This window comes from Halomonas sp. AOP13-D3-9, from assembly GCF_052379125.1.
GTDB lineage: Bacteria > Pseudomonadota > Gammaproteobacteria > Pseudomonadales > Halomonadaceae > Vreelandella.
In genome coordinates, this window is sequence record NZ_JBQSYH010000008.1 from 133,138 (window position 1) to 153,091 (window position 19,954).

Below are 19,954 nucleotides of genomic sequence, written 5' to 3' on the forward strand. Positions count from 1 at the left end.
TGCGTATCGTAACTGTGCGGGGGCGCTGTGTCCAGCCGTATGGCGCTTGAGTCCTTTGGTCAATTGACCGTTTTCCCCGCGGTGGTGCATGCTTTGGGAGCACTTCTGCACCTTCATCGATTGGGAACATAATAATATGAAAACATTTGCACGTAGCACGCTGGCACTGGGCATCTCACTGGCGCTGGTTAGCGCCGCGAACGCCGCTGATTTTGCTGATATGGATCCTGTTACCCTGCGCCTGGCCCACGTGGTCAATGAGCAGGATGGTTTCCATATCGCCGCCACCAAATTTGAAGAGCTGGTGGAAGAGCGCACCGACGGTAAGGTGGATATCGAGATCTACCCTAACGCCACCTTGGGTGACGAACGCACGCTGCTGGAAGGCATGCAGATCGGCACCGTGGATATGGGCGTGATCACCAACGGGCCGGTGGCCAACTTTGTCGAAGAGATGGCGGTATTCGAACTGCCGTTCCTGTTCCCCTCCCCGGAAGCCGCTTACGAAGTGCTCGATGGCCCGATTGGCCAGGAGCTGCTCGATAAGCTTTCTGAGGTGAACCTGAAAGGCATGGCCTACGCCGAGCGCGGTTTCCGCAACCTGACCAACAGCGAGCGGGCGGTAAACTCGCCGAAAGACCTGGACGGCCTGCGCATCCGCGTGATGGAAAACCCGGTTTACACCGATACCTTCCGCGAGCTGGGCGCCAACGCGATTCCCATGGCGTGGACTGAAGCACTCACCGCCATGCAGCAAGGCACCATCGACGGCCAGGAGAACCCGGTGAACGTGATCCACTCGTTCAACCTGGATGAAACCCAGAACTACATGACCCTTTCCCGCCACACCTACGCCCCGGCGATTTTTGTCATGGGTATGCCTGTCTGGAACCAACTGCCGGAAAACGCCCAAGAGGTACTGCTAACGGCAGCACAGGAAGCCGCAGAGCACGAGCGCCAGGTGAATGCAGAGATGGAGAGCGAACAGCTGCAGGCGCTGCGTGATGCAGGCATGGAGATCAACGATAATCCGGATATGGAAGCCTTCCAAGCCGCCGTCGCGCCAGTATACGAGAAGTACGGCGAGCAGTTCGGTGATTATCTGCCGCGCATCCAGGAGGCGCTCAAGTAAGTGACCACCACGACTCAACCGCTGTTAAAGCTGCTGCGTCGAATCGAGCGCGGGCTGGATGCCATCATCCAGCCCGTGGTCTTTGCGGGCATGGCGGCACTGATTGGGGTGATTACCCTGCAGATCGTCTCCCGGGTGCTGTTTACCGCGGTAGGCTGGACGGAAGAGGTCGCCCGCTTTCTGCTGGTGTGGATCACCTTTTTGGCTGGCACCCTGGCATTCCAGCGCGGGCGGCATATTGCCGTGACCTTTGTGGTCGATGCCCTGCCCGGCCGCCTGCGCCAAATCGCGCGCATTACTGCTCTGCTGGTGGTACTGGCGTTTATGATCACGCTGATCGTGATCGGCTACCGCTATATGCAGGTGCAGAGCTTTCAGAAGTCCGCCTCGCTGCGGCTGTCGATGACCTACGTTTACGCAGTGATGCCGATCTGCGCTGCCATCATGGCATGGTACGCGCTGGTGGATATCATTGAACTGCTGCTGGGCGACGAGACGACCCACGCTCAGGAGGAGTCGCTATGACGCTGCTGCTGTTTGGGCTGTTCTTCCTGTTTATGCTGCTGGGCGTGCCGATTGCCTTTGCGATTGGCGCCAGCACGCTCTATGCGCTCTATCAATCCGGCGTGCCGCTGATGGTGGTCACCCAGCAGATGTTCCAAGGCATTAACTCCTTTGCCCTGGTCGCGATCCCGATGTTTATCCTCGCTGGGGATTTAATGGCCCAGGGTAAGGTGAGCGAGAAGCTGGTCAGCTTTGCCGATTCGCTGGTCGGCTTTATGCGCGGCGGGCTGTCGGTGGTCTCGGTGATGGCGGGGATGTTCTTTGCGGCCATCTCCGGCTCTGGCGCCGCGACCACGGCCGCGGTGGGTTCCAGCCTGGTACCGGAGCTCAAGCGTAAAGGCTATGACCCGGCCTCAGCGGCCAGCTTGATCGCCGCCAGCGGCACCATCGGGGTGGTGATTCCGCCCTCGGTGCCGATGATCATCTACGCGGTCATCGCCCAGCAGTCGGTCTCCAAGCTGTTCCTGAACGGTTTTTTGCCGGGGCTGGCGATGGGACTGGGGTTGATGGCCATTGCGATTGCCCAGGCCTACAAGCGCCAATATCCCAAGGGCACACCGCTATCATTAACCACCATCTGGAATACCTTTAAAGATGCTAGCTGGGGCTTGATGACCCCGGTGATTATCCTCGGCGGGATTTTCTCTGGGATCTTCACGCCTTCCGAGGCGGCCGTGGTGGCAGTGAACTACGCCATGCTGGTGTCGCTGTTTGTCTATCGTGACCTTAACCTGCCCCAGATTTATAAGCTGCTGATCCGCTCGGCGATGACCACCGCAGTGATTATGCTGGTCATTGCCATGTCGGCGGTGTTGAGCTGGACGCTGTCTAGCTGGCAGGTGCCGGGGGCGATTGCTCAGGCGGTGCTGTCACTCTCTACCAACCCTTACGTGATTATGCTGCTGATCGTGGGGATTATTCTGCTCACCGGGGTGTTTATTGAAACCGCCAGTGCGCTGATTATTCTCACGCCGGTGCTGTTGCCGCTGGTGCTGCAGTTGGGGATTGACCCGATCCACTTTGGTTTGATTATCGTGGTGGGGCTCTCCATTGGCATGATTACCCCGCCGGTGGCGATCAACCTCTATGTGGCCTCCTCAATCACCCAGCTGCCGCTGGAGCGTATTACCCGCGCGATCATCCCTTACCTGCTGGGGCTGATTGGGGTGCTGCTATTAGTGGTTTACGTGCCGATTCTGTTGGGCTGGTCAGGTGGTTAGCCGGAAACGAAACGGGGCTTGCCAATGGCAAGCCCCGTTTTTATACCCGCTATAGCGCTAGGGGTTAGAACTCTTCCCACTCATCTGCAGCGTGCTTTGCCGGTGATGATGGCTGTGACGAGGCTTGCGATGAAAGCGCGGGGCGTTTCAGGCCTTTATCACCGCCACGCTGGTGAGGCGCCGGAGAGGCTAGCGCCTGATGCTGTGGCTCATCTTCGCCAAGCACAAAGGAATTGATGAGCTGATTCAGATGTTCTGCATGGCGGCGCATATTGGCGGCGGCAGTGGTCGACTCTTCTACCATGGCGGCGTTCTGCTGGGTCATGGTGTCCATTTCAGCCACGGCGGTGTTGATCTGGCCGATACCGCTGCTCTGCTCTTTAGCGCCCGCGGTGATCTCACCGATCACATCGGTAACTTTCGCCACGCTGGAGACAATCTCGCGCATGGTGTCGCCCGCGCTACGCACCAGCTTCGCGCCCGATTCAGTGTGCTGAACGGACGTATCGATAAGCGCACGAATCTCTTTAGAAGCATCGCTTGAACGGCTGGCCAGAATACGCACCTCTTGGGCCACCACGGCAAAGCCGCGGCCATGCTCACCTGCCCGTGCGGCTTCCACCGAGGCGTTGAGCGCCAGAATATTGGTCTGGAAGGCAATCGAATCGATCATGGTGATGATGTCGCTGATGCGCGATGCGGAGTCGTTGATATCGCGCATGGTGCTTTCGACCTGCCCCATTGAGGTCTCGCCTTCACGGGCCACGTCCGCGGTGGAAAGCACCAGCGTATTGGCCTGCTGGGCGTTGTCGGCGCTGTGGTTGACGGTCGAAGTGATCTCTTCCATGGAAGCCGAGGTTTCCTGGAGATTGGCCGCCGCCTGCTCGGTACGGGTGGCAAGCTCATCAGAGCTTTGTGAGATCTCCCCCGCCGCCTGGTGCACGCTCATTGTGCTGCTGCGCACATCGCGCAGAGTGTTCTGCATGCGCGCTACAAAGGCGTTGAATTGAACGCTAAGCTCGCCAATTTCGTCACCGCTTTCAACCGCTAAGCGACGGGTTAAATCACCGCGCCCCTGGGCAATATCGTGCATCGCCGCGGTCGTGCGCTTGATCGGCCCCAGCGTGCGACGCACCAGGCCATACGCAATCAGCGCAATGACGATAAATAGGCCCAGTCCCAACAGGGAGGCAAATATAATACCTTGGCGCAAATCGGCGGCAGCCGCGGCTTCAAGTTCGGCAATGGCATCGTCAGCATCGGTAACGTAAACGCCAGCACCAATGAGCCAGTCCCATTTTTCAAGGCGGTCAACGAAGGAGTGCTTGGGTTCTATTCTGTCGGTACCTGGGTAATCCCACATATAGCTGTAGAAGCCACCACCACTCTGGGCGAGCTCAATGATCTCGCGAATCAGGTAGGTGCCATCAGGGGTTTGTGCATCGATCATATTGGTGCCTTCACGCTCCGGTGCAGGCGCCGTGACGATGTTGTTACCGTCATAGTCGTAGATGAAAATGTAGTTGTTGTCTTCAAAGCGCATGGAACGCACAAGCTCAGCTACCTGCTGCTTGGCGGCCTCATCGTTGGCACCAGCTTGTTCGTAAATGGGCTCGATGGCAGAAGTCGCCATCTGGACGATATCGCGCACCGCACGGCGGCGCTCTTCAATAAGCATTTCACGCTGTTCTGCCAGTACGTTACGGGTGTCTTGGATGTTGCTATAGGCTTTAAAGCCAACCAGCGTAACCGTTACTAACAGAAGGGGGAGCAGTACAAGCATCAGCACCTTGGTTTGTAAACCCAGGGCACGTTTGGGAGCAGAAGAAGTAGTCATTTGTGAGCAAGTTCCAGAGGCTGTCTTGAGAAAAGATTTTTTTAATAGTTATAAGAAAGCTATCGACCTAAAATGAGCAAACTTTAACCAATTCTCGATATTTTCCACTTAATATTCAATTAATTAGCATTTAATAATTAAGTTCATAACCTAAGTTAAGGTTATTCATAAAATAAACGTCCAAGGTGGAGGTGTGGTGGCCAGGGATGGCCCGTTTTAGCACGATGCTAAACCACGAACTTCGGTTGCCCTGACCTCCCTACCGCCTGGTCAGGGCGACCTTTTTGTTTTATGTGCCTTCCTCGTACTTTGTAATCGTTCTTGCCGATTGTTATTTGCCGTCTCCATGGGCGTATCATGTCGCTAGTGCACAAGGAGGACGGCAAGCATGGTTCGAAACCACTCATTTTTTAGCGCTGTCTTGCTGCTGCTCCCCCGGTTGGCTCATTTTGCCTGGCGTGTATTACGCAATTTCCTGAAAAATCACGGCATCCTGCTTGCCGGTGGCGTGGGCTACAATATTCTGCTCTCTATTGTGCCGCTTTTTGCCGTGCTGGTGGTGCTATTAACCCAGGTGGTGGATCAGCAGCACCTTCTCAATGTGCTGTCGATACAAGCACGCCATATGGCACCCGCCCACGCCGAAGTCTTGGTTGAGGCCGTGCGCAGCCTCCTGGAATCCCGGGATGTCATCGGCATTCTGAGCTTTCCCATTCTATTACTGTTCAGCTCATTCGCCTTCCGTATGCTAGAAGACGCTTTAGCGATCATTTTCCATGCCCCGGATAGCCCGCATATCAAGCGCAGCGCCTGGGTGTCAGTGATGCTGCCTTACGCGTTTATGGTGGTGCTCGGGGCGGCACTTATGGTGCTCACGTTGGTGGTTACCTTGGCCAGTTCGCTGAATGCGCTGGTCATGGCAATCTTCGACCGTGAACTGCCATTGGCAGGGTTATCAGAACCGGTGCTTAACCTAGCTAGCTTTATCGGCGTATTTCTACTCTTCAGCGCTATCTACAAAGTGCTGCCGGTGGTGCGCATCGCTATACGCCGGGCAATCGTAGGCGGCTTTGCAGCGGCACTCATGTGGGAGGGGGTTCGGCTGTTACTGGTTTACTATTTTGCCAACCTGTCGTTCGTGAACGCCGTCTACGGTTCGCTGGCGGCGCTGGTGATCGTACTGATTAGCCTGGAAGTGGGCGCCATCATTTTACTGCTGGGCGCCCAGGTGATTGCCGAACTGGAGCGCAATTCACGCCTTGGCATGGCGTGGTATATCGACCCGAGTCGCCAGCCTATTACACGGGTAGAGTGAGCAATCCGAACGTGGCTGAGCTAGTCTTTAAACGCTTATCGCAAAACCATGATATAGGGGGTGAAAACGATGACGTTGTTCGATCTAACAGGCCGCACGGCGCTAATTACCGGTTCATCTGGAGGGTTAGGGCTTGCGATGGCGCGCGGGCTGGCGCAGTCAGGCGCTCAAATCATTATCCATGGGCGCAATCATGACAAACTAGAAGCCGCACGGCACGCGCTCTCCGAGGAGGGCCATCAAGTGCTTACAACGTCGTTTGATGTTGCCGACGAAGCCGCCATTGAGCAGGCACTTAAAGCGCTGAAAGACGATGGGATCAGTATCGATATACTGGTCAATAATGCTGGCATGCAGCTCCGTCGCCCTCTGCTTGAAGTCGAACTCGACCAATGGGATAAAGTCATTAACACTAACTTGACCAGCACGTTTCTACTGGGACGTAATGTTGCCAGGCAAATGATTGAACGCGGCAAGGGCGGCAAAATCATTAACATTGGGTCACTGATGAGCTCTGTCGCGCGGTCAACCGTGGGAGCTTATACGGCTTCCAAAGGCGGGGTGCGTTTATTGACCCAATCCATGGCAGCAGAATGGGCCGAGCATGACATTCAGACCAACGCTATCGGCCCAGGTTATATGATCACGGAAATGACCAAGCCGCTGGCCGATGACCCAACATTCAATGACTGGCTGATTAATCGCACCCCTTCCAAACGCTGGGGAGTGCCTGAAGACCTTGTCGGCACCGTGGTTTACCTCGCCTCTCCGGCTTCAAGCTACGTCAATGGACAGATCATTTATGTCGACGGCGGTATGTTGGCCGTTATTTAACGCCACGGCGCTTAGTGCATCAGTCAGCCAGCTACCACTAAAAGGCCGCCCAACATTTGGCGGCCTTTGCACACCGAGAATTTACTAAATGGCGCTGGTACTCGCGGAGGCCACTGTATCAGCCTGTGGGCGCCGCTCATCAAGCATGCCTTTATCGAGAATAAAGCGGATGATCTCTTCCAGCCCCACCCCGTCATACAGATTGGTAAACACAAAGGGCCGTTCGCCGCGCATCTTTTTGGAGTCCCGCGCCATGATGTCTAACGACGCATGCACCTGCTCGGCGATATCCATCTTATTGATAATCAGCAGGTCTGATTTGGTGATACCGGGGCCGCCTTTGCGGGGAATTTTGTCCCCGGCAGAAACGTCGATGACGTAGAGGGTTAGGTCGGAAAGTTCAGGGCTAAAGGTTGCCGAGAGGTTATCGCCGCCGGACTCCACCATCACCAGTTCCAGCTTAGGATGTCGCGCCTGTAGCTCGTCGATGGCGGCCAGGTTCATCGAGGCGTCTTCGCGAATCGCCGTATGCGGGCAGCCGCCGGTCTCTACGCCTAGAATACGATCCGCCGGCAGCGCATCGTGCTTGAGCAAAAAGTCGGCGTCTTCGCGGGTGTAGATATCGTTGGTGACCACGGCGATATCGTAGTAATCCCGCAGTGCTGAACAGAGCTGCTTGAGTAGCGCGGTTTTGCCGGAACCCACCGGGCCGCCCACGCCAATACGTAAACAGTGCGTCATGATGAATATCTCCTAACTTCTAAACAGTCGTGAATACTGGGTTTCGTGTAGGGCGCTTGCCAGGGCTAAGCCGGGCAGCACGGGCCCTAGCTCGTCGTCATCTAATGTCAGCGCTTGGTCAACGGCAGCCACTAACGCTGGCCGCAGCTTTTCTATAACGCGCTGGGCGGCGGTGTGGCCTAGCGGCAGGGCCTTGCAGGCCACCGCCAGCTGGTTCTCCAGCCACGCCCAGGCAAAACCCAGCAAGGTTTGTCTAACGGATACGCCGCGAGTGTGCGCCGTATAGGCAAAGAGCGTCACATAGCCTGCTTGAAGCGGAAGCAAGGGCAGTAGTAAGTCCTCACTTGGCATCAAGTCTAGGCTTTTCAACAGGCGCTTAAGAGAGGCGCCCAGGCGGCTATCTTCCGCGGCCAGCTCGGCGGTTTCCCGGGTGGCGGCTAGCCACTCGTCCCACTGGGCAATCGTATCGATGTCGCCTTCGCCAATGGCTTGATGCAGCCGCGCCAGCACGGGTAACTCGCAACGGGTTAAACCATCCTCCAATACACCGCTTAGCCACTCGGCAAGACTTGCTTCATCGCGTACCCAGTCAAGTTCAAAAGCGCTTTCCAAGCCTTGGGAAAACGCAAAAGCGCCGATGGGCAGCGCAGGGCTGACCAGCTGCATCAAGCCTAGCAGCGCCAGTTCATCGCTTTGGCTGTTTTGCGCAGTTACCTCAGTGGGCATGGTGATGCTCATGTGAGTGGTCGTGGTCGTGGTCGTGGTCGTGGTCGTGGTCGTGTGAATGATCGTGCGAATGGCCATGACCATGTGAATGAGAGTGCCCGCCACCTACTTGGTTATAGGCGCCCGGCTCGGGGTCGAAGGTGGCGTTATGGTGCTCCAGTTCGGCCCCCAGCAGTTCGGCGAGTTCTTCCAGCACGTGATCCGGCGGGAAGCGCACCCAGGCGCCCTTTTCGTCTTCACCCAGTGCCAGCTGTACGTGGCGGTTGCCTAAGTGGTAAGCCAGCCGCGCCAGCGGTAAGCCAGTACTCACTCGCGCGGTAACCACCGGTTCTACGGCGGCGCATACGCGCACGACTTCGCCGCTTTCGGCTTTTAGGCCTTCGCCGCTGCGCAGTACCGGGCCGCGATCCAGAAATAGGCCCAGCTCGCGGCCGCTATCGCTTTGGGCTTTTAAGCGCCCACGAATGCGTAGCTCAAAGGGCAGAGTGAGTGTGTCGCTGGCGGCGCTTTCCTCTATCGGCCCTAAGCGTTCTATGAGTTTAAGCATTGCTATTGTCCTTTCGCTATCTATGTGGCTGTGCCGGGGGTAGGCCTACGAGAGGGCGCTGTGAATACCTCCCTGTACGCTACTTTTGCCATCCATGGCAAAAGACCCTCTCTACGGCCTACCCCCGTCACCTCGACCTAAGTGCAATAGCCTCAATTAAAATAAATGATAACGCTGGGCCAGCGGCAGCTCGGTTGCGGGTTCGCAGGTTAAAATTTCGCCATCGCAACGGACTTCGTAAGTTTGTGGGTCGACGGTCAAATCGGGGCAGGCATCATTCAGTTTCATATCCTGCTTGCGCACCTGGCGCACATTTTTACACGCGGCGAGTTCGCTATTAAGCCCCAGGGTCTGTTTGATTCCTGCGTCTAACGCGGCCTGGCTAACAAAACTGAGCCGAGTCTGGCTCGCTGCACGGCCGAAAGCGCCAAACATGTACCGGTAATGCACTGGCTGCGGGGTAGGAATCGAGGCGTTGGGGTCGCCCATGGGCGCCGCCGCAATCATGCCGCCTTTGATCATCATGGCCGGTTTTACGCCGAAAAAGGCCGGTTTCCATAGCACCAGATCCGCCAGCTTACCCACTTCGATAGAGCCCACTTCATGGGCAATCCCGTGGGTAATCGCCGGGTTAATGGTGTACTTGGCGATATAGCGCTTGGCGCGGAAGTTATCGGCGCCCAGGGCTTCATCTTCCGGCAGCAGGCCGCGCTGCACCTTCATTTTATGGGCGGTTTGCCAGGTACGGCAGACCACTTCACCTACCCGCCCCATGGCTTGGGAGTCTGAAGCGATCATCGAGATCACGCCCAGGTCATGCAGAATATCTTCCGCGGCGATGGTTTCGCGGCGAATGCGCGAGTCGGCGAAGGCCACGTCTTCGGGAATATTGGGATCCAGGTGGTGACACACCATCAGCATATCGAGGTGCTCGTCGATGGTGTTGACCGTGTAGGGCCGCGTTGGGTTGGTGGACGACGGCAGCACGTACGGTTTGGCACAGGCGGTTAGGATATCCGGCGCGTGGCCGCCGCCAGCACCCTCGGTGTGGTAGGTATGAATGCAGCGCTCTTTGAACGCGGCCAGGGTGTCTTCCACAAAGCCCGATTCGTTCAGGGTGTCGGTGTGGATCGCCACCTGCACATCATAGGCATCGGCGACGTTAAGGCAGTTATTGATCGAGGCAGGCGTGGTGCCCCAATCTTCGTGCAATTTGAGGCCCATGGCGCCTGCTTGGAGCTGGAGCTCTAGGGACTCCGGCAGGCTGGCGTTGCCTTTGCCCAGAAAGCCAATATTCATGGGCATATCGTCCACCGCTTGCAGCATCTTACCGATGTGCCAAGCGCCGGGGGTACAGGTGGTTGCGTTGGTACCGGTGGCCGGGCCGGTGCCGCCGCCGAGCATGGTGGTGACGCCGCTCATCAGCGCTTCTTCGACCTGCTGGGGGCAGATAAAGTGAATGTGGGAGTCGATGCCGCCCGCGGTCAGAATTTTGCCTTCGCCGGAGATAATTTCGGTGCCGGGGCCAATCACGATCTCAACATCGGGCTGTACATCAGGGTTGCCCGCTTTGCCAATCGCCGCGATACGTCCGTTTTGAATCCCTACATCGGCCTTAACAATGCCCCACCAGTCTAAAATCAGCGCATTGGTGATGACTGTATCCATGACCGTGTCGTCAGCGCGCTGGCTTTGGCCCATGCCGTCGCGGATGACCTTGCCGCCACCGAATTTCACTTCATCGCCATAGTGGGTGGCGTCTTTTTCGACTTCAATCCAAAGCTCGGTATCGCCCAGGCGCACGCGGTCGCCCACCGTGGGGCCGTACATATCGGCATAGGCTTGCCGACTGATCTTGTTAACGGGTTTCATTGTTTACCTCCATCCAGCGCGCCCATCACATCGCCGCGAAAGCCGTAAATTTCGCGCTTGCCGACAAAGGGAATCAACGTGACTTCGCGGGTCTGGCCGGGCTCAAAGCGAATCGCCGTGCCTGCGGCCACATCCAATCGGTAACCCCGCGCCTTGGCGCGATCAAAGGTCAGTGCTGGGTTGGCTTCGGCAAAGTGGTAGTGGGAACCAATTTGTATCGGCCGGTCGCCGGTATTGCCCACCTCAACCGTGATGCGCTCCCGCCCCACACAAAGCTCGATCTCACCCTCTTTTAACTGATACTCACCGGGAATCATCTGCTTGCTCCTTTGTTCAATCGCCCCTCACACAATAGGCGTATGTACAGTGACCAGTTTGGTGCCGTCGGGGAAAGTGGCTTCGACCTGCACTTCGTCGACCATTTCGGCGACGCCGTCCATCACGTCTTCACGGCTGAGTATCTCGCGACCATAGCTCATTAAATCGGCCACGCTGCGGCCATCCCGGGCGCCTTCCATAATCTCGAAACTGATCAGCGCCACCGCTTCCGGGTAGTTGAGCTTTAAACCACGTGCGCGGCGACGCTCCGCCAGCTGGGCGGCGGAGAACAGCAGCAGCTTGTCTTTGTCTCTCGGGGTTAATTCCATGGAATATGTCTCCAGCAATGCATCACAGTGATACGTATTAGGTTAGCCAAATTCGCGGCGTATGCGCGGCGCGGTCGATCCAACGGGGGCGCAGCAGTTGCCAGGCTTGTTCACACAGCGCCCAGGCTTCGTTACGCGAATTACCCAGATAGCGCAGCAGCACTACGCCATGGCGAACGGTGACCGCCCAGCGCGGGTTATCCGGCAGCGCTTCACGCAGGGCCTCAATAGCCGCAGGTGCGTCGCTAATGCCTACCGCCCACAGCGTGGCTTGCACCGTGGCGCCGCCTTGGCCCCAGCGGCCCGCGAAACGTGGGTGAAGCGGATCCAGCGGCTGGCGCTCTAGCCACAGCGGCTTGCCGTCCAGGGTTAAGCGAAAGTGCTGCTCAATACGTCCAGAGATGTAAGGTAACTCGCTGGCTGGGCGGCCCAATGCCATCACTTCCCAACCCAGGCAGCGGGCGCTGCCGTGAAGGTCAATTTGGGTGCGCTGCTCGCCTTTGGAGCCATCAAAGGCGAGGGTCTCCTGGGGCAGCCATTCCAGGACCGCGCCATCTTCAACGCTTAACCGGGTGTGCTGCGTCCAGGCGACGCCCTGGCTGTCGGCTTTATAGAGTTTATTGGCGGCGGGAGTGGTGAGCAGCGCATGGGCGCCACTCTCGACATCGGCGCTAATGGAGAGCGCATCGCCACTGACTAGGCCACCCGGCGGGTGAAGCACATAGACATGGCAGGCCTCACCGCGGCCTTCCGGATAAAACGGGCGCTGCACCCGTAGTGGCCCTGAGTGGCGCGCCTGCACCATGCGGGTGACGCCGTCGCGGTTGGCAAAGCGTAGCGCTAACGAAGCTGCCCAGTGGCGGCCCGCATCAAAGCGGTGGCCGGAGGCAACTTGCGGTTTTGCGAGATCGCACAGAATCATGGGTCGCTATCGCTTCCTTTTTCACTAAGCCGTTAACTTATAGAAGCAATTAATGCGCCAAAATGGTGAAAAACCCTACTGGGCGATCAATGGTAGGGATTAACGCAAGTAGCTTGCAGCGCCACACGCCCATTCGCACCAAAATAGAACCACACTAAACCCTAAATGCACCAAATAAATGCAGCCACTCCTGGTTTAAACTCAACCCAGCTTATGCTCACTCTTCCCACCCTCATGCACCACAACTCGATTCCGACCGCCGCGCTTTGCTTGATAAAGCGCTTGGTCAGCCCGCTGTAAAGAGTGATTATAGTCGGGGTGGCCATCGTGGAGCGTAACGCCCACGCTAATCGTCACATTAAGCAACGTATCGGCGCCCGCGAGCATCGGCTCTTTAGCCACCGCCTGACGCAAACGCTCAGCAAATAAGCGGCTGCCGTCATGATCGGTATCCACTAGCACGATTAAAAACTCTTCGCCCCCCATGCGGAACACGTAATCTCCCCCGCGAGTGGAGCGGTCAAGGATACTCGCCACCTGTTGCAGCACGGTGTCGCCAGCGTCGTGCCCATGGGTATCGTTGATCGATTTAAAGTGGTCGATGTCTACCATCAACAGCGCAAAGCAGTGCTCCGAGTGGCGGGCAATATCAATTTCACGGCTAAGCACCACCGATAGAAACTTACGGTTAAGCAACCGGGTTAGGCTATCGCGACCGGCATCTAAACCAGAGGCGCGCTCCAACACATCGTCAAGCAGCATCAACACCGTGCGGGCGGCGTCTCGAATCTCGCCCAGCGCCTTAAGCCGTTGGCTAGCATCTTCATGTAGCAGGACCTCCAGCCACTCACGATCCACCTGCTGAATATGCCGTGAAATAGTGACAATCTCTGGCGCGCCCTCAAACGCATGGCACGCTTTATGGAAGTACCACAAACCAAAGTCGGAATTGGCTAACTTCGGCAGCGTGGCGATATCCTGCTGGGCGGCGACGGCAAACATCAGTGCGTTTTCCCAGTTCAGCAGCGCCGAACGCTGGCGCTCACGCTCATCACCAATGCTTTGAGTAAGGGAAAATAGCTTGTACGCCTCTTCGGTGCGGGCATTACGGTCACTGGCCACTGAGTAAGCGTGGCTCATGATTTCCATGGCCATATCAATATGTTCAGAGACATACACCGAGGCATCCCCCGGGGAGAGCGGGCTTTTGAACGTAGCACTAAGCTGCTGATACAACGCCTGCTTAAGCTGTCGCGCCCCGTTAAGCACCAGATTGATCGGAATATCGATGCGAGCATGCACCTGCCCAACTTTCTCCTGCTGCTCAACCAAGGCTTCGAAATCGACGTGCTCGACGGCAAACATGGCCTTCAGCCAGCGCCGCATAGAGGGATTTAAGCGCTGCTCCACTTGATCGTTGGAGAGAAACAGCGAGGCATGCGGGTCTTCCAGCATTACGCTGTAAAAGTGGTCAGCAAAATAGCCACAATGCCGCGTTACCAGTGTTTCCACCGCCTGGCGCAGTGGCCTAGGCGTGCGCTCTAATAACGTCTGCCACTCGGCGGCGAGCTGATGTTTATCTTTATAGCGCATACCCCACCTGCTTCTTATTGCTAAAACAATCAATGTTACAGGCAAAAAATCGCCTTCAACCGAACACAGAACAGGGTTTTAGCGAATAAGCAGGCACCCGCTAGATCATTCCCCCAGATACCTCTCTACCCTGGGTATCACTTGACCAGGGCAACAGCGTCATGTATATCATTTGATAGTATTTTGAAGTATCAAATGAGGATAACGCCATGAATGTCCACTTCACTCAATACCAGCCACCCAAAGCCCTGGTATCCGGCTTCTGGCAACAGATTGGCCTGCCTGCACGGGGCCGCAAGTTGCATGAGCTACTGCATCAAGGCGTGGAGTACCGGGTTTACCCCCGGCTAGCGAAGGTATCAGGTATCGAGCAGAAGGCGCTGGCGGGCTATGTGGATATTCCCTCTGCCACGCTCAGCCGCCGCGCCAAATCGGGCCGCTTCAAAATGGCGGAGAGTGACCGGCTGTATCGCTTTGCTGAACTCTTCAAGGCGGCACTGGATCTGTTCGAGGGGGACGCTGAGGGCGCCCGCGCCTGGCTGCTCAAACCCAATGCGGGGCTAGGCGGTCGTCGCCCTGTCGAAATGAGCGCCACATCGGCAGAGTATCAAACGGTGTTGAACCTGATCGGGCGGCTGGAGCACGGGATCTCGGTATGAACGAAGTCACCGCCTATCGGCTGGTTAAGCGTAAGTTTCAGGAGACAGCGTTTGATGGCGAGGGCGCACGGCTTTACGGTGGGCGCTGGAACAGTCCCGGTAACGCCTGTGTGTATGTGGCAAGCTCCGAGTCGCTGGCGCTACTGGAAATTATGGTGAATCTGGAAAGCTATCGGCTGCTCAATGCGTATGCGCTGCTGCGCCTGACGCTGCCAGCCGACAGCATTTTAAGCGTTGGCAAAGAAGATCTACCGGAAAACTGGCAGGAAGCCCCAGCGCCCGCAGAGACTGCTGAACTTGGCGATGGCTGGCTGGCATCCAAGCAAAGTCTGGCACTGGCAGTGCCGAGCGTGGTCGTGCCGAGAGAGCTCAACTACATGCTCAACCCGGCGCACCACTTGTTTGATCAAATCATCGCGACGGCCGTGGCGCTGCCCTTCCAGCCCGATCCAAGGCTTTGAACCGGGTGTGGATAACTTAAACCGTCCTTAGCAGATTTCAAAGGCGCGTTAGTAACCCGTCTTACGTTTATTCCCGCAATACTCAGATACCCCTTTCAGCCCACCTCAGCGTCTTTTATCCGCTTGACATTGCATGAATAGCGCCACAAACTTAGCCAAGGCTATACTTCTTTCACCAAGACAATAAAATTACACGAAGCAATTTCAACCCAACGACCTCATGTCGAGTCTGGAGCTTAATGATGGCAACAAAACATGCCGTGATTCTATTGGGAATGCTCCCTTTAAGCCCATTGGCAACTGCTGATGAAGCGCCCTTAAACGTGGTGGCAACGATTGGGATGATTGCCGATGTGGCGCAACAAGTAGGCGGCGAATGCGTTCATGTGGAAGCCATGATGGGCCCAGGCGTAGACCCCCACCTGTATCAGGCAAGCGCTAGCGATGTGGCCCTGCTGCGTGGCGCCGAGCAAATTATCTATTCGGGCTACTCACTGGAGGGGCAGCTAGGGAGCGTGCTGGAGAATTTCTCTACCCGAACGCCAACGCTTGCCGTGGCTCCCGCTTCCATTGATCCTGCGTCGTTGATCACCGCTCAGGATGTCTATGGGGTCGATCCTCACCTGTGGATGGATATCTCTTTATGGGCACAAACGCTGCCCACCTTGCGTGATACCTTCAGCGAAGCACGCCCTGAGTGCGCAAAGACGATTGAAGCTAATACCGAGCGCTATCAGGCTCAGTTGCAAGCCCTGCATGCATGGGTCAAAGAGAGTATCGCCAGCATTCCCGAAGAGCAGCGCGTGCTGGTCACCGCCCACGACGCGTTTAACTATTTTGGCCGTGCTTACGACATCGACGTTGAAGGTATCCAAGGGATCAGCACCGAAACCGAAACCGGGATCGCTGATATTCGCAGCATGGCGGATAGCGTGGTCACGCGTAACGTGCCCGCGGTATTTGTCGAGAGCACGATCAATCCACGCACCATTCAAGCAGTGATCAATGCCGCCAGGCAGCGCGGCCATGATGTTGCGATCGGTGGCGAACTCTACTCCGACGCCATGGGCGATGAAGGTACGGTCGATGGCACGTACATGGGGATGATTTACCGTAACACTCAGCACATTGTCGAGGCGCTGGGCGGTTCGCTGGCGCCGCTGCCAAGCACACTGAACGACTGGGCCAGCGAGTGGCAGCTCGCTCACTAAGCATTCAATAAGGCAGCGTATCCATGGCGACATCCGACTATACCGACACCGCTTTGAGCATTAAAAATCTGACGGTGAGCTACCATAACCAGCCCGTGCTTTGGGATATCGATCTGGATATTCCCGCCGGTGTGATGGCGGGTATTGTCGGCCCTAATGGCGCGGGGAAGAGCACGCTTATCAAAAGTCTGCTGGGGCTGGTGCCGTCGCTTTCCGGCGAGGTGATGGTGCATGGGCGCCCCTACGCCGCGCAGCGTAGACGGGTGGGCTACGTGCCCCAGCGCTCAAGTGTTGATTGGGATTTCCCTACCACCGCGCTGGACGTAGTCACCATGGGGCTTTACGGGCGCCTGGGCTGGTTCAGACGACCGGGTCGAAAAGAGCGTAACGAGGCGCTGGGAGCCCTTGAGATGGTCAGTATGAGCGCCTTCGCTGACCGCCAGATCAGCCAGCTTTCCGGCGGCCAGCAACAGCGGGTATTTCTGGCCCGGGCGCTGGTGCAGCAGGCCGATGTCTATTTTCTCGACGAGCCCATGGCCGGGGTCGATGCCACCACCGAGCGGGCCATTATCGATATCCTGCGCCGCCTGCGCGACGCGGGCAAAACGCTGATCGTGGTGCATCACGACCTGCAGACTGTGCGCAACTACTTTGACTGGCTGCTGCTGTTAAACGTGCGTGTGATCGCCAGCGGCAAGGCCGAGGACGTATTCAAGATCGACCACCTGCGCCAGGCTTACGGCGGCCAGATCGCGCTACTTAACGATAATGAATCGTTAATGTTTGCCGCCTCAAAGGTGACGTAACCCATGGCGTGGATTGAACTCTTATCTGATTACACCTTTCAGAATGTGGTGATCGGCGCCTCGCTTCTGGGGCTGATTAGCGGCCCCCTGGGCTGTTTTGCGGTGCTGCGTCGCCAAAGCCTGTTGGGAGATGCGATTTCCCACGCCGCCCTTCCCGGCATCTGTTTAAGCTTTATCATCACCGGCAGCCGTGATATTGGCGGGATTATTATTGGATCGCTGATCACGGGCTCAGCTGCCGCGCTGATTATGCTAATGCTGACGCGCTTAAGTCGCCTTAAAACCGATGCGGCCTTGGGTGCCTGCCTGAGTATCTTTTTTGCCGTGGGCATTGTCCTGCTCACCTATATCCAGGGCACCAATAACGCCTCCCAGGGCGGCCTTGAGGCCTTTCTATTCGGCCAGGCCGCCGCGACGCTGCGCTCCGACTTATGGGTGATGGGCAGCATTACGCTGATCACGCTGCTGCTGCTCGCCACCTTCTGGAAACAGGCCAAACTGGTCACCTTTGATGCGGAGTATGCCCGCACGCTCGGCATGCCCACTACTGCCATCGAGGCATCGCTCACCGCCATGGTTGCGCTGGCGGTCGTGGTCGGCCTGCAGATGGTCGGTGTAATTTTGATGGCCGCCATGATCGTGGCACCCGCGGCCGCAGCCCGACAGTGGAGCCGCCACCTGGGCGGCATGCTCGCCATCGCCGCAGGCGTCGGTATTGTCAGTGGTGTTTCAGGGGCGACCATCAGCACCCTATCGCGGGGCCTGGCAACCGGCCCGCTGATTGTCCTTACTGCGACCACCATCGTGCTTCTATCGTTGGCATTGGCGCCCGGCCGTGGCCTGCTGTGGGGTGTGATAAAGCACTATCGCCAAAAGTCAGCGCTGCAGAAACAGCAGCTACTTTATGCGCTATATAAGCACTCGGCCGATCCCTCACGCGCACTCTCAACACTCGGTTCACGCAGGATGCTCAATAAGCTTAAGCAGCAAGGCTACCTAACCCGCTCTCCACGCGGCACCACCCCAGGCGACGACTGCTGGGGGCTAACGGCACAGGGCCAGGCGGAGGCTAGAAGAGTGGTCGAGGCCTTTGAGGAGTTAGCATCATGATGGCAGAACTGCTGACCACAACTGCCCTGCCCATTATTCTAGTCGGTGCGATGGTGGGCATCGCCTCCTCGGCGGTGGGCACCTTTTTAGTGCTGCGTGGCAACAGCATGTTATCCGACGCAATCAGCCATTCGATTGTGTTTGGCATCGTCATCGTCTGGCTGCTGACCAAGCAGCAAAGCGGAGCAGTGCAACTGATTGGTGCAGCACTCACTGGGCTGTTAACCGTGCTGCTCACCGAAGCGCTAGCGAGCACCAAGCGGGTCAAGCAGGACACTGCTATCGGTTTGGTCTTCCCGGCACTGTTCTCGATTGGGGTGCTGCTGTTAAATATTTATGCCAACGATGTGCATATCGATACACACACCGTCCTGCTCGGTGAGATCGGGTTTGTCTGGCTGGATACTATCGATCTGTTTGGCCTGCCCATCCCCCAGGCGCTGGTATCGATGAGCGTGATGACGCTGCTCAACTACGGCTTTATCGGCCTGTTCTACAAAGAGCTCAAGCTGGCGACCTTCGACCCCGCACTGGCCAAAACCTTCGGTTTTATGCCCTCGATTCTTTTCTATGCGCTGCTAATGCTAACTAGTTCCACCGCCGTGGCGGCCTTTGACGCGGTAGGCGCGGTGCTGTTTATCGCCTTTGCCATTGTCCCCGCCTCCGCCGCTTATTTGCTGACCGACCGGCTGTGGATGATGTTTATCATCGGCGCGCTGATCTCAATCGCCTCGAGTATTTCTGGCTACTACCTCGCAGTGTATCTCAACGTATCCATTGGCGGCATGATGGCCGTCATGACCGGCGTATTCCTGATGCTCGCCTTTCTGGCTGGGCCGCGCTATGGCGTGATTACCCAACTGGTCAAACGCCAACGGGCACGCCAGGCGCCGGTGGAGCCGCCTGCATTGTTTTGAAAGGCTAAACGTCAGTACCAGGGCGCCACTTGCAACGACGAAGACGCACGCTTTTATGCAGGCCCTAGCCACGTGAACGCTCGTTCAGCATTACCAGCGCACCCGTAATAAGCGCTCGCATACCTTCCTCTAATTCCGCCTCCATTTCGGCCTCCTCCAGGCCGCGGTTCGCCTCCTCGACAGGCTCTTTCCCCACTACCGAATAAATCGTATCGGCGACGGAAAAGCATTGAAAAGCTATCGTCGCCAGAAGCCAGCGAGCCTGCTCCTGGGAGATATCATACACCTCCGCAATATGGTTTTGATGTGCACGAATTTTTTCAATCATGGGCTGAGTGGCAGCCAAGCGACGAATCACATAGGGCGTTAATCCTGGGTGAGCTTTGACAAACTCGCTTATCGAAGCGGCAAAAGTGAATAGATACTCTTTCAATTCCCCGGGCGCATCATTGGAAGCTCGTGGAATTTTCCAACGTTGAAATATCTCTTCGGCCACTAAGCATTTCAGCGCCTTCAAATTGGGCACGTGCTTATAAAGCGCCATATGGCTGATGCCTAGCGCGCTGGCCACCCCGACAAAGGTGATGTTGGGTAGGCCGATTTCGATACCCGCATTCGCAATACGCTCAAGCGTGATGGTAGGCGGCCGCCCTCGTGTTTTAACTGGCTGTTGCGTTGTCATATTGCGTCCTTGATCACTAGCGCCCCTTATCTAGCCATTCACTCACCGTAGGGTCAATTAGCCGATTGACATGCAATTATATTAATTAGTTTATTGCCATGAAACTAATTATCTATTAGCCTAATTAAACGCGACTAATTCTCGTTACAGCTAGCTGC

21 protein-coding genes are annotated in these 19,954 nt (G+C 56.8%); 11 read left to right on the top strand and 10 right to left on the bottom strand.

What is annotated here, in order from left to right; translation table 11 throughout:
* Nucleotides 1-136: 136 nt before the first annotated feature.
* From ACT3UM_RS10685 to ACT3UM_RS10695, 3 genes are read left to right on the top strand one after another with little or no spacing between them, the layout of a single operon-like run.
* On the top strand, nt 137-1,132 hold the full coding sequence (locus tag ACT3UM_RS10685; RefSeq protein WP_498898616.1) for a TRAP transporter substrate-binding protein: 996 nt from the start codon (nt 137-139) through the stop codon (nt 1,130-1,132).
* Nucleotides 1,133-1,657 (top strand): TRAP transporter small permease, encoded by a 525-nt coding sequence (locus tag ACT3UM_RS10690; RefSeq protein ID WP_498898618.1) that lies wholly within the window; start codon nt 1,133-1,135, stop codon nt 1,655-1,657.
* Nucleotides 1,654-2,916: a TRAP transporter large permease gene (locus ACT3UM_RS10695; protein ID WP_498898620.1), complete on the top strand. Its 1,263-nt coding sequence runs from the start codon at nt 1,654-1,656 to the stop codon at nt 2,914-2,916. The genes ACT3UM_RS10690 and ACT3UM_RS10695 overlap by 4 nt, the downstream gene beginning before the upstream one ends.
* 64 nt (nt 2,917-2,980) lie before the next feature.
* Here ACT3UM_RS10695 and ACT3UM_RS10700 read toward each other — a convergent pair whose 3' ends face one another.
* Nucleotides 2,981-4,753, bottom strand: a complete 1,773-nt coding sequence (locus ACT3UM_RS10700; RefSeq protein ID WP_498898622.1) for a methyl-accepting chemotaxis protein — start codon at nt 4,751-4,753, stop codon at nt 2,981-2,983.
* Between the two features lie 388 nt (nt 4,754-5,141).
* On the opposite strand from ACT3UM_RS10700, the gene ACT3UM_RS10705 reads away from it, so the two are divergent.
* Both ACT3UM_RS10705 and ACT3UM_RS10710 read left to right on the top strand, forming a co-directional pair.
* A complete protein-coding gene (locus ACT3UM_RS10705) occupies nt 5,142-6,068 on the top strand; it encodes a YihY/virulence factor BrkB family protein (protein ID WP_498898624.1) in 927 nt (308 codons plus the stop codon).
* Between the two features lie 69 nt (nt 6,069-6,137).
* A complete protein-coding gene (locus ACT3UM_RS10710; RefSeq protein WP_498898626.1) occupies nt 6,138-6,902 on the top strand; it encodes an SDR family oxidoreductase in 765 nt (254 codons plus the stop codon).
* Between the two features lie 84 nt (nt 6,903-6,986).
* Here ACT3UM_RS10710 and ureG read toward each other — a convergent pair whose 3' ends face one another.
* From ureG to ACT3UM_RS10750, 8 genes are all read right to left on the bottom strand, one after another.
* Entirely contained in the window at nt 6,987-7,643 is a 657-nt protein-coding gene (gene ureG, locus ACT3UM_RS10715) for an urease accessory protein UreG (protein ID WP_498898628.1), read from the bottom strand.
* A 12-nt stretch (nt 7,644-7,655) separates the two neighbouring features.
* Entirely contained in the window at nt 7,656-8,369 is a 714-nt protein-coding gene (locus tag ACT3UM_RS10720; RefSeq protein ID WP_498898630.1) for an urease accessory protein UreF, read from the bottom strand.
* On the bottom strand, nt 8,359-8,916 hold the full coding sequence (gene ureE, locus ACT3UM_RS10725) for an urease accessory protein UreE (protein ID WP_498898632.1): 558 nt from the start codon (nt 8,914-8,916) through the stop codon (nt 8,359-8,361). The genes ACT3UM_RS10720 and ureE overlap by 11 nt, the downstream gene beginning before the upstream one ends.
* A 156-nt stretch (nt 8,917-9,072) precedes the next feature.
* The gene (ureC, locus tag ACT3UM_RS10730; RefSeq protein WP_498898634.1) at nt 9,073-10,788 is read right to left on the bottom strand and encodes an urease subunit alpha; all 1,716 of its coding nucleotides are present in this window, start codon (nt 10,786-10,788) and stop codon (nt 9,073-9,075) included.
* Nucleotides 10,785-11,105, bottom strand: a complete 321-nt coding sequence (locus ACT3UM_RS10735) for an urease subunit beta (RefSeq protein ID WP_498898636.1) — start codon at nt 11,103-11,105, stop codon at nt 10,785-10,787. The genes ureC and ACT3UM_RS10735 overlap by 4 nt, the downstream gene beginning before the upstream one ends.
* 27 nt (nt 11,106-11,132) lie before the next feature.
* Nucleotides 11,133-11,435, bottom strand: a complete 303-nt coding sequence (locus tag ACT3UM_RS10740) for an urease subunit gamma (RefSeq protein ID WP_280111724.1) — start codon at nt 11,433-11,435, stop codon at nt 11,133-11,135.
* Nucleotides 11,436-11,472: 37 nt separating this feature from the next.
* Entirely contained in the window at nt 11,473-12,357 is an 885-nt protein-coding gene (locus ACT3UM_RS10745) for an urease accessory protein UreD (protein ID WP_498898638.1), read from the bottom strand.
* Nucleotides 12,358-12,558: 201 nt separating this feature from the next.
* Nucleotides 12,559-13,950 (bottom strand): diguanylate cyclase, encoded by a 1,392-nt coding sequence (locus ACT3UM_RS10750; protein ID WP_498898640.1) that lies wholly within the window; start codon nt 13,948-13,950, stop codon nt 12,559-12,561.
* 209 nt (nt 13,951-14,159) lie between these two features.
* On the opposite strand from ACT3UM_RS10750, the gene ACT3UM_RS10755 reads away from it, so the two are divergent.
* The 6 genes from ACT3UM_RS10755 (at nt 14,160) to ACT3UM_RS10780 (ending at nt 19,114) form a co-directional block, all read left to right on the top strand.
* Nucleotides 14,160-14,609, top strand: coding sequence for an Xre family toxin-antitoxin system antitoxin (locus ACT3UM_RS10755; protein WP_498898642.1), 450 nt, complete (start codon nt 14,160-14,162; stop codon nt 14,607-14,609).
* On the top strand, nt 14,606-15,070 hold the full coding sequence (locus tag ACT3UM_RS10760; protein WP_498898644.1) for an RES family NAD+ phosphorylase: 465 nt from the start codon (nt 14,606-14,608) through the stop codon (nt 15,068-15,070). The genes ACT3UM_RS10755 and ACT3UM_RS10760 overlap by 4 nt, the downstream gene beginning before the upstream one ends.
* Before the next feature lie 242 nt (nt 15,071-15,312).
* The gene (locus ACT3UM_RS10765) at nt 15,313-16,281 is read left to right on the top strand and encodes a metal ABC transporter solute-binding protein, Zn/Mn family (protein WP_498898646.1); all 969 of its coding nucleotides are present in this window, start codon (nt 15,313-15,315) and stop codon (nt 16,279-16,281) included.
* A gap of 23 nt (nt 16,282-16,304) precedes the next feature.
* Nucleotides 16,305-17,087: a metal ABC transporter ATP-binding protein gene (locus ACT3UM_RS10770; protein WP_498898648.1), complete on the top strand. Its 783-nt coding sequence runs from the start codon at nt 16,305-16,307 to the stop codon at nt 17,085-17,087.
* A gap of 3 nt (nt 17,088-17,090) precedes the next feature.
* Nucleotides 17,091-18,197, top strand: a complete 1,107-nt coding sequence (locus ACT3UM_RS10775) for a metal ABC transporter permease (protein WP_498898650.1) — start codon at nt 17,091-17,093, stop codon at nt 18,195-18,197.
* Complete coding sequence (locus ACT3UM_RS10780) at nt 18,194-19,114, top strand: metal ABC transporter permease (protein ID WP_498898652.1); 921 nt, start codon at nt 18,194-18,196, stop codon at nt 19,112-19,114. Before ACT3UM_RS10775 ends, ACT3UM_RS10780 begins: the two co-directional genes overlap by 4 nt.
* 64 nt (nt 19,115-19,178) lie before the next feature.
* On the opposite strand, the gene ACT3UM_RS10785 is transcribed toward ACT3UM_RS10780, so the two are convergent.
* The gene (locus ACT3UM_RS10785; protein WP_498898654.1) at nt 19,179-19,796 is read right to left on the bottom strand and encodes a TetR/AcrR family transcriptional regulator; all 618 of its coding nucleotides are present in this window, start codon (nt 19,794-19,796) and stop codon (nt 19,179-19,181) included.
* Nucleotides 19,797-19,954: the final 158 nt, after the last annotated feature.

Coding starts and splice junctions, on each gene's coding strand:
- ureE (WP_498898632.1), bottom strand. CDS start 8,916: ATGCTTAAACTCATAGAACGCTTAGGGCCGATAGAGGAAAGCGCCGCC.
- ACT3UM_RS10775 (WP_498898650.1), top strand. CDS start 17,091: ATGGCGTGGATTGAACTCTTATCTGATTACACCTTTCAGAATGTGGTG.
- ACT3UM_RS10700 (WP_498898622.1), bottom strand. CDS start 4,753: ATGACTACTTCTTCTGCTCCCAAACGTGCCCTGGGTTTACAAACCAAG.
- ACT3UM_RS10745 (WP_498898638.1), bottom strand. CDS start 12,357: ATGATTCTGTGCGATCTCGCAAAACCGCAAGTTGCCTCCGGCCACCGC.
- ACT3UM_RS10750 (WP_498898640.1), bottom strand. CDS start 13,950: ATGCGCTATAAAGATAAACATCAGCTCGCCGCCGAGTGGCAGACGTTA.
- ACT3UM_RS10685 (WP_498898616.1), top strand. CDS start 137: ATGAAAACATTTGCACGTAGCACGCTGGCACTGGGCATCTCACTGGCG.
- ureC (WP_498898634.1), bottom strand. CDS start 10,788: ATGAAACCCGTTAACAAGATCAGTCGGCAAGCCTATGCCGATATGTAC.
- ACT3UM_RS10695 (WP_498898620.1), top strand. CDS start 1,654: ATGACGCTGCTGCTGTTTGGGCTGTTCTTCCTGTTTATGCTGCTGGGC.
- ACT3UM_RS10765 (WP_498898646.1), top strand. CDS start 15,313: ATGGCAACAAAACATGCCGTGATTCTATTGGGAATGCTCCCTTTAAGC.
- ACT3UM_RS10720 (WP_498898630.1), bottom strand. CDS start 8,369: ATGCCCACTGAGGTAACTGCGCAAAACAGCCAAAGCGATGAACTGGCG.
- ACT3UM_RS10735 (WP_498898636.1), bottom strand. CDS start 11,105: ATGATTCCCGGTGAGTATCAGTTAAAAGAGGGTGAGATCGAGCTTTGT.
- ACT3UM_RS10770 (WP_498898648.1), top strand. CDS start 16,305: ATGGCGACATCCGACTATACCGACACCGCTTTGAGCATTAAAAATCTG.
- ureG (WP_498898628.1), bottom strand. CDS start 7,643: ATGACGCACTGTTTACGTATTGGCGTGGGCGGCCCGGTGGGTTCCGGC.
- ACT3UM_RS10760 (WP_498898644.1), top strand. CDS start 14,606: ATGAACGAAGTCACCGCCTATCGGCTGGTTAAGCGTAAGTTTCAGGAG.
- ACT3UM_RS10755 (WP_498898642.1), top strand. CDS start 14,160: ATGAATGTCCACTTCACTCAATACCAGCCACCCAAAGCCCTGGTATCC.
- ACT3UM_RS10780 (WP_498898652.1), top strand. CDS start 18,194: ATGATGGCAGAACTGCTGACCACAACTGCCCTGCCCATTATTCTAGTC.
- ACT3UM_RS10705 (WP_498898624.1), top strand. CDS start 5,142: ATGGTTCGAAACCACTCATTTTTTAGCGCTGTCTTGCTGCTGCTCCCC.
- ACT3UM_RS10710 (WP_498898626.1), top strand. CDS start 6,138: ATGACGTTGTTCGATCTAACAGGCCGCACGGCGCTAATTACCGGTTCA.
- ACT3UM_RS10785 (WP_498898654.1), bottom strand. CDS start 19,796: ATGACAACGCAACAGCCAGTTAAAACACGAGGGCGGCCGCCTACCATC.
- ACT3UM_RS10740 (WP_280111724.1), bottom strand. CDS start 11,435: ATGGAATTAACCCCGAGAGACAAAGACAAGCTGCTGCTGTTCTCCGCC.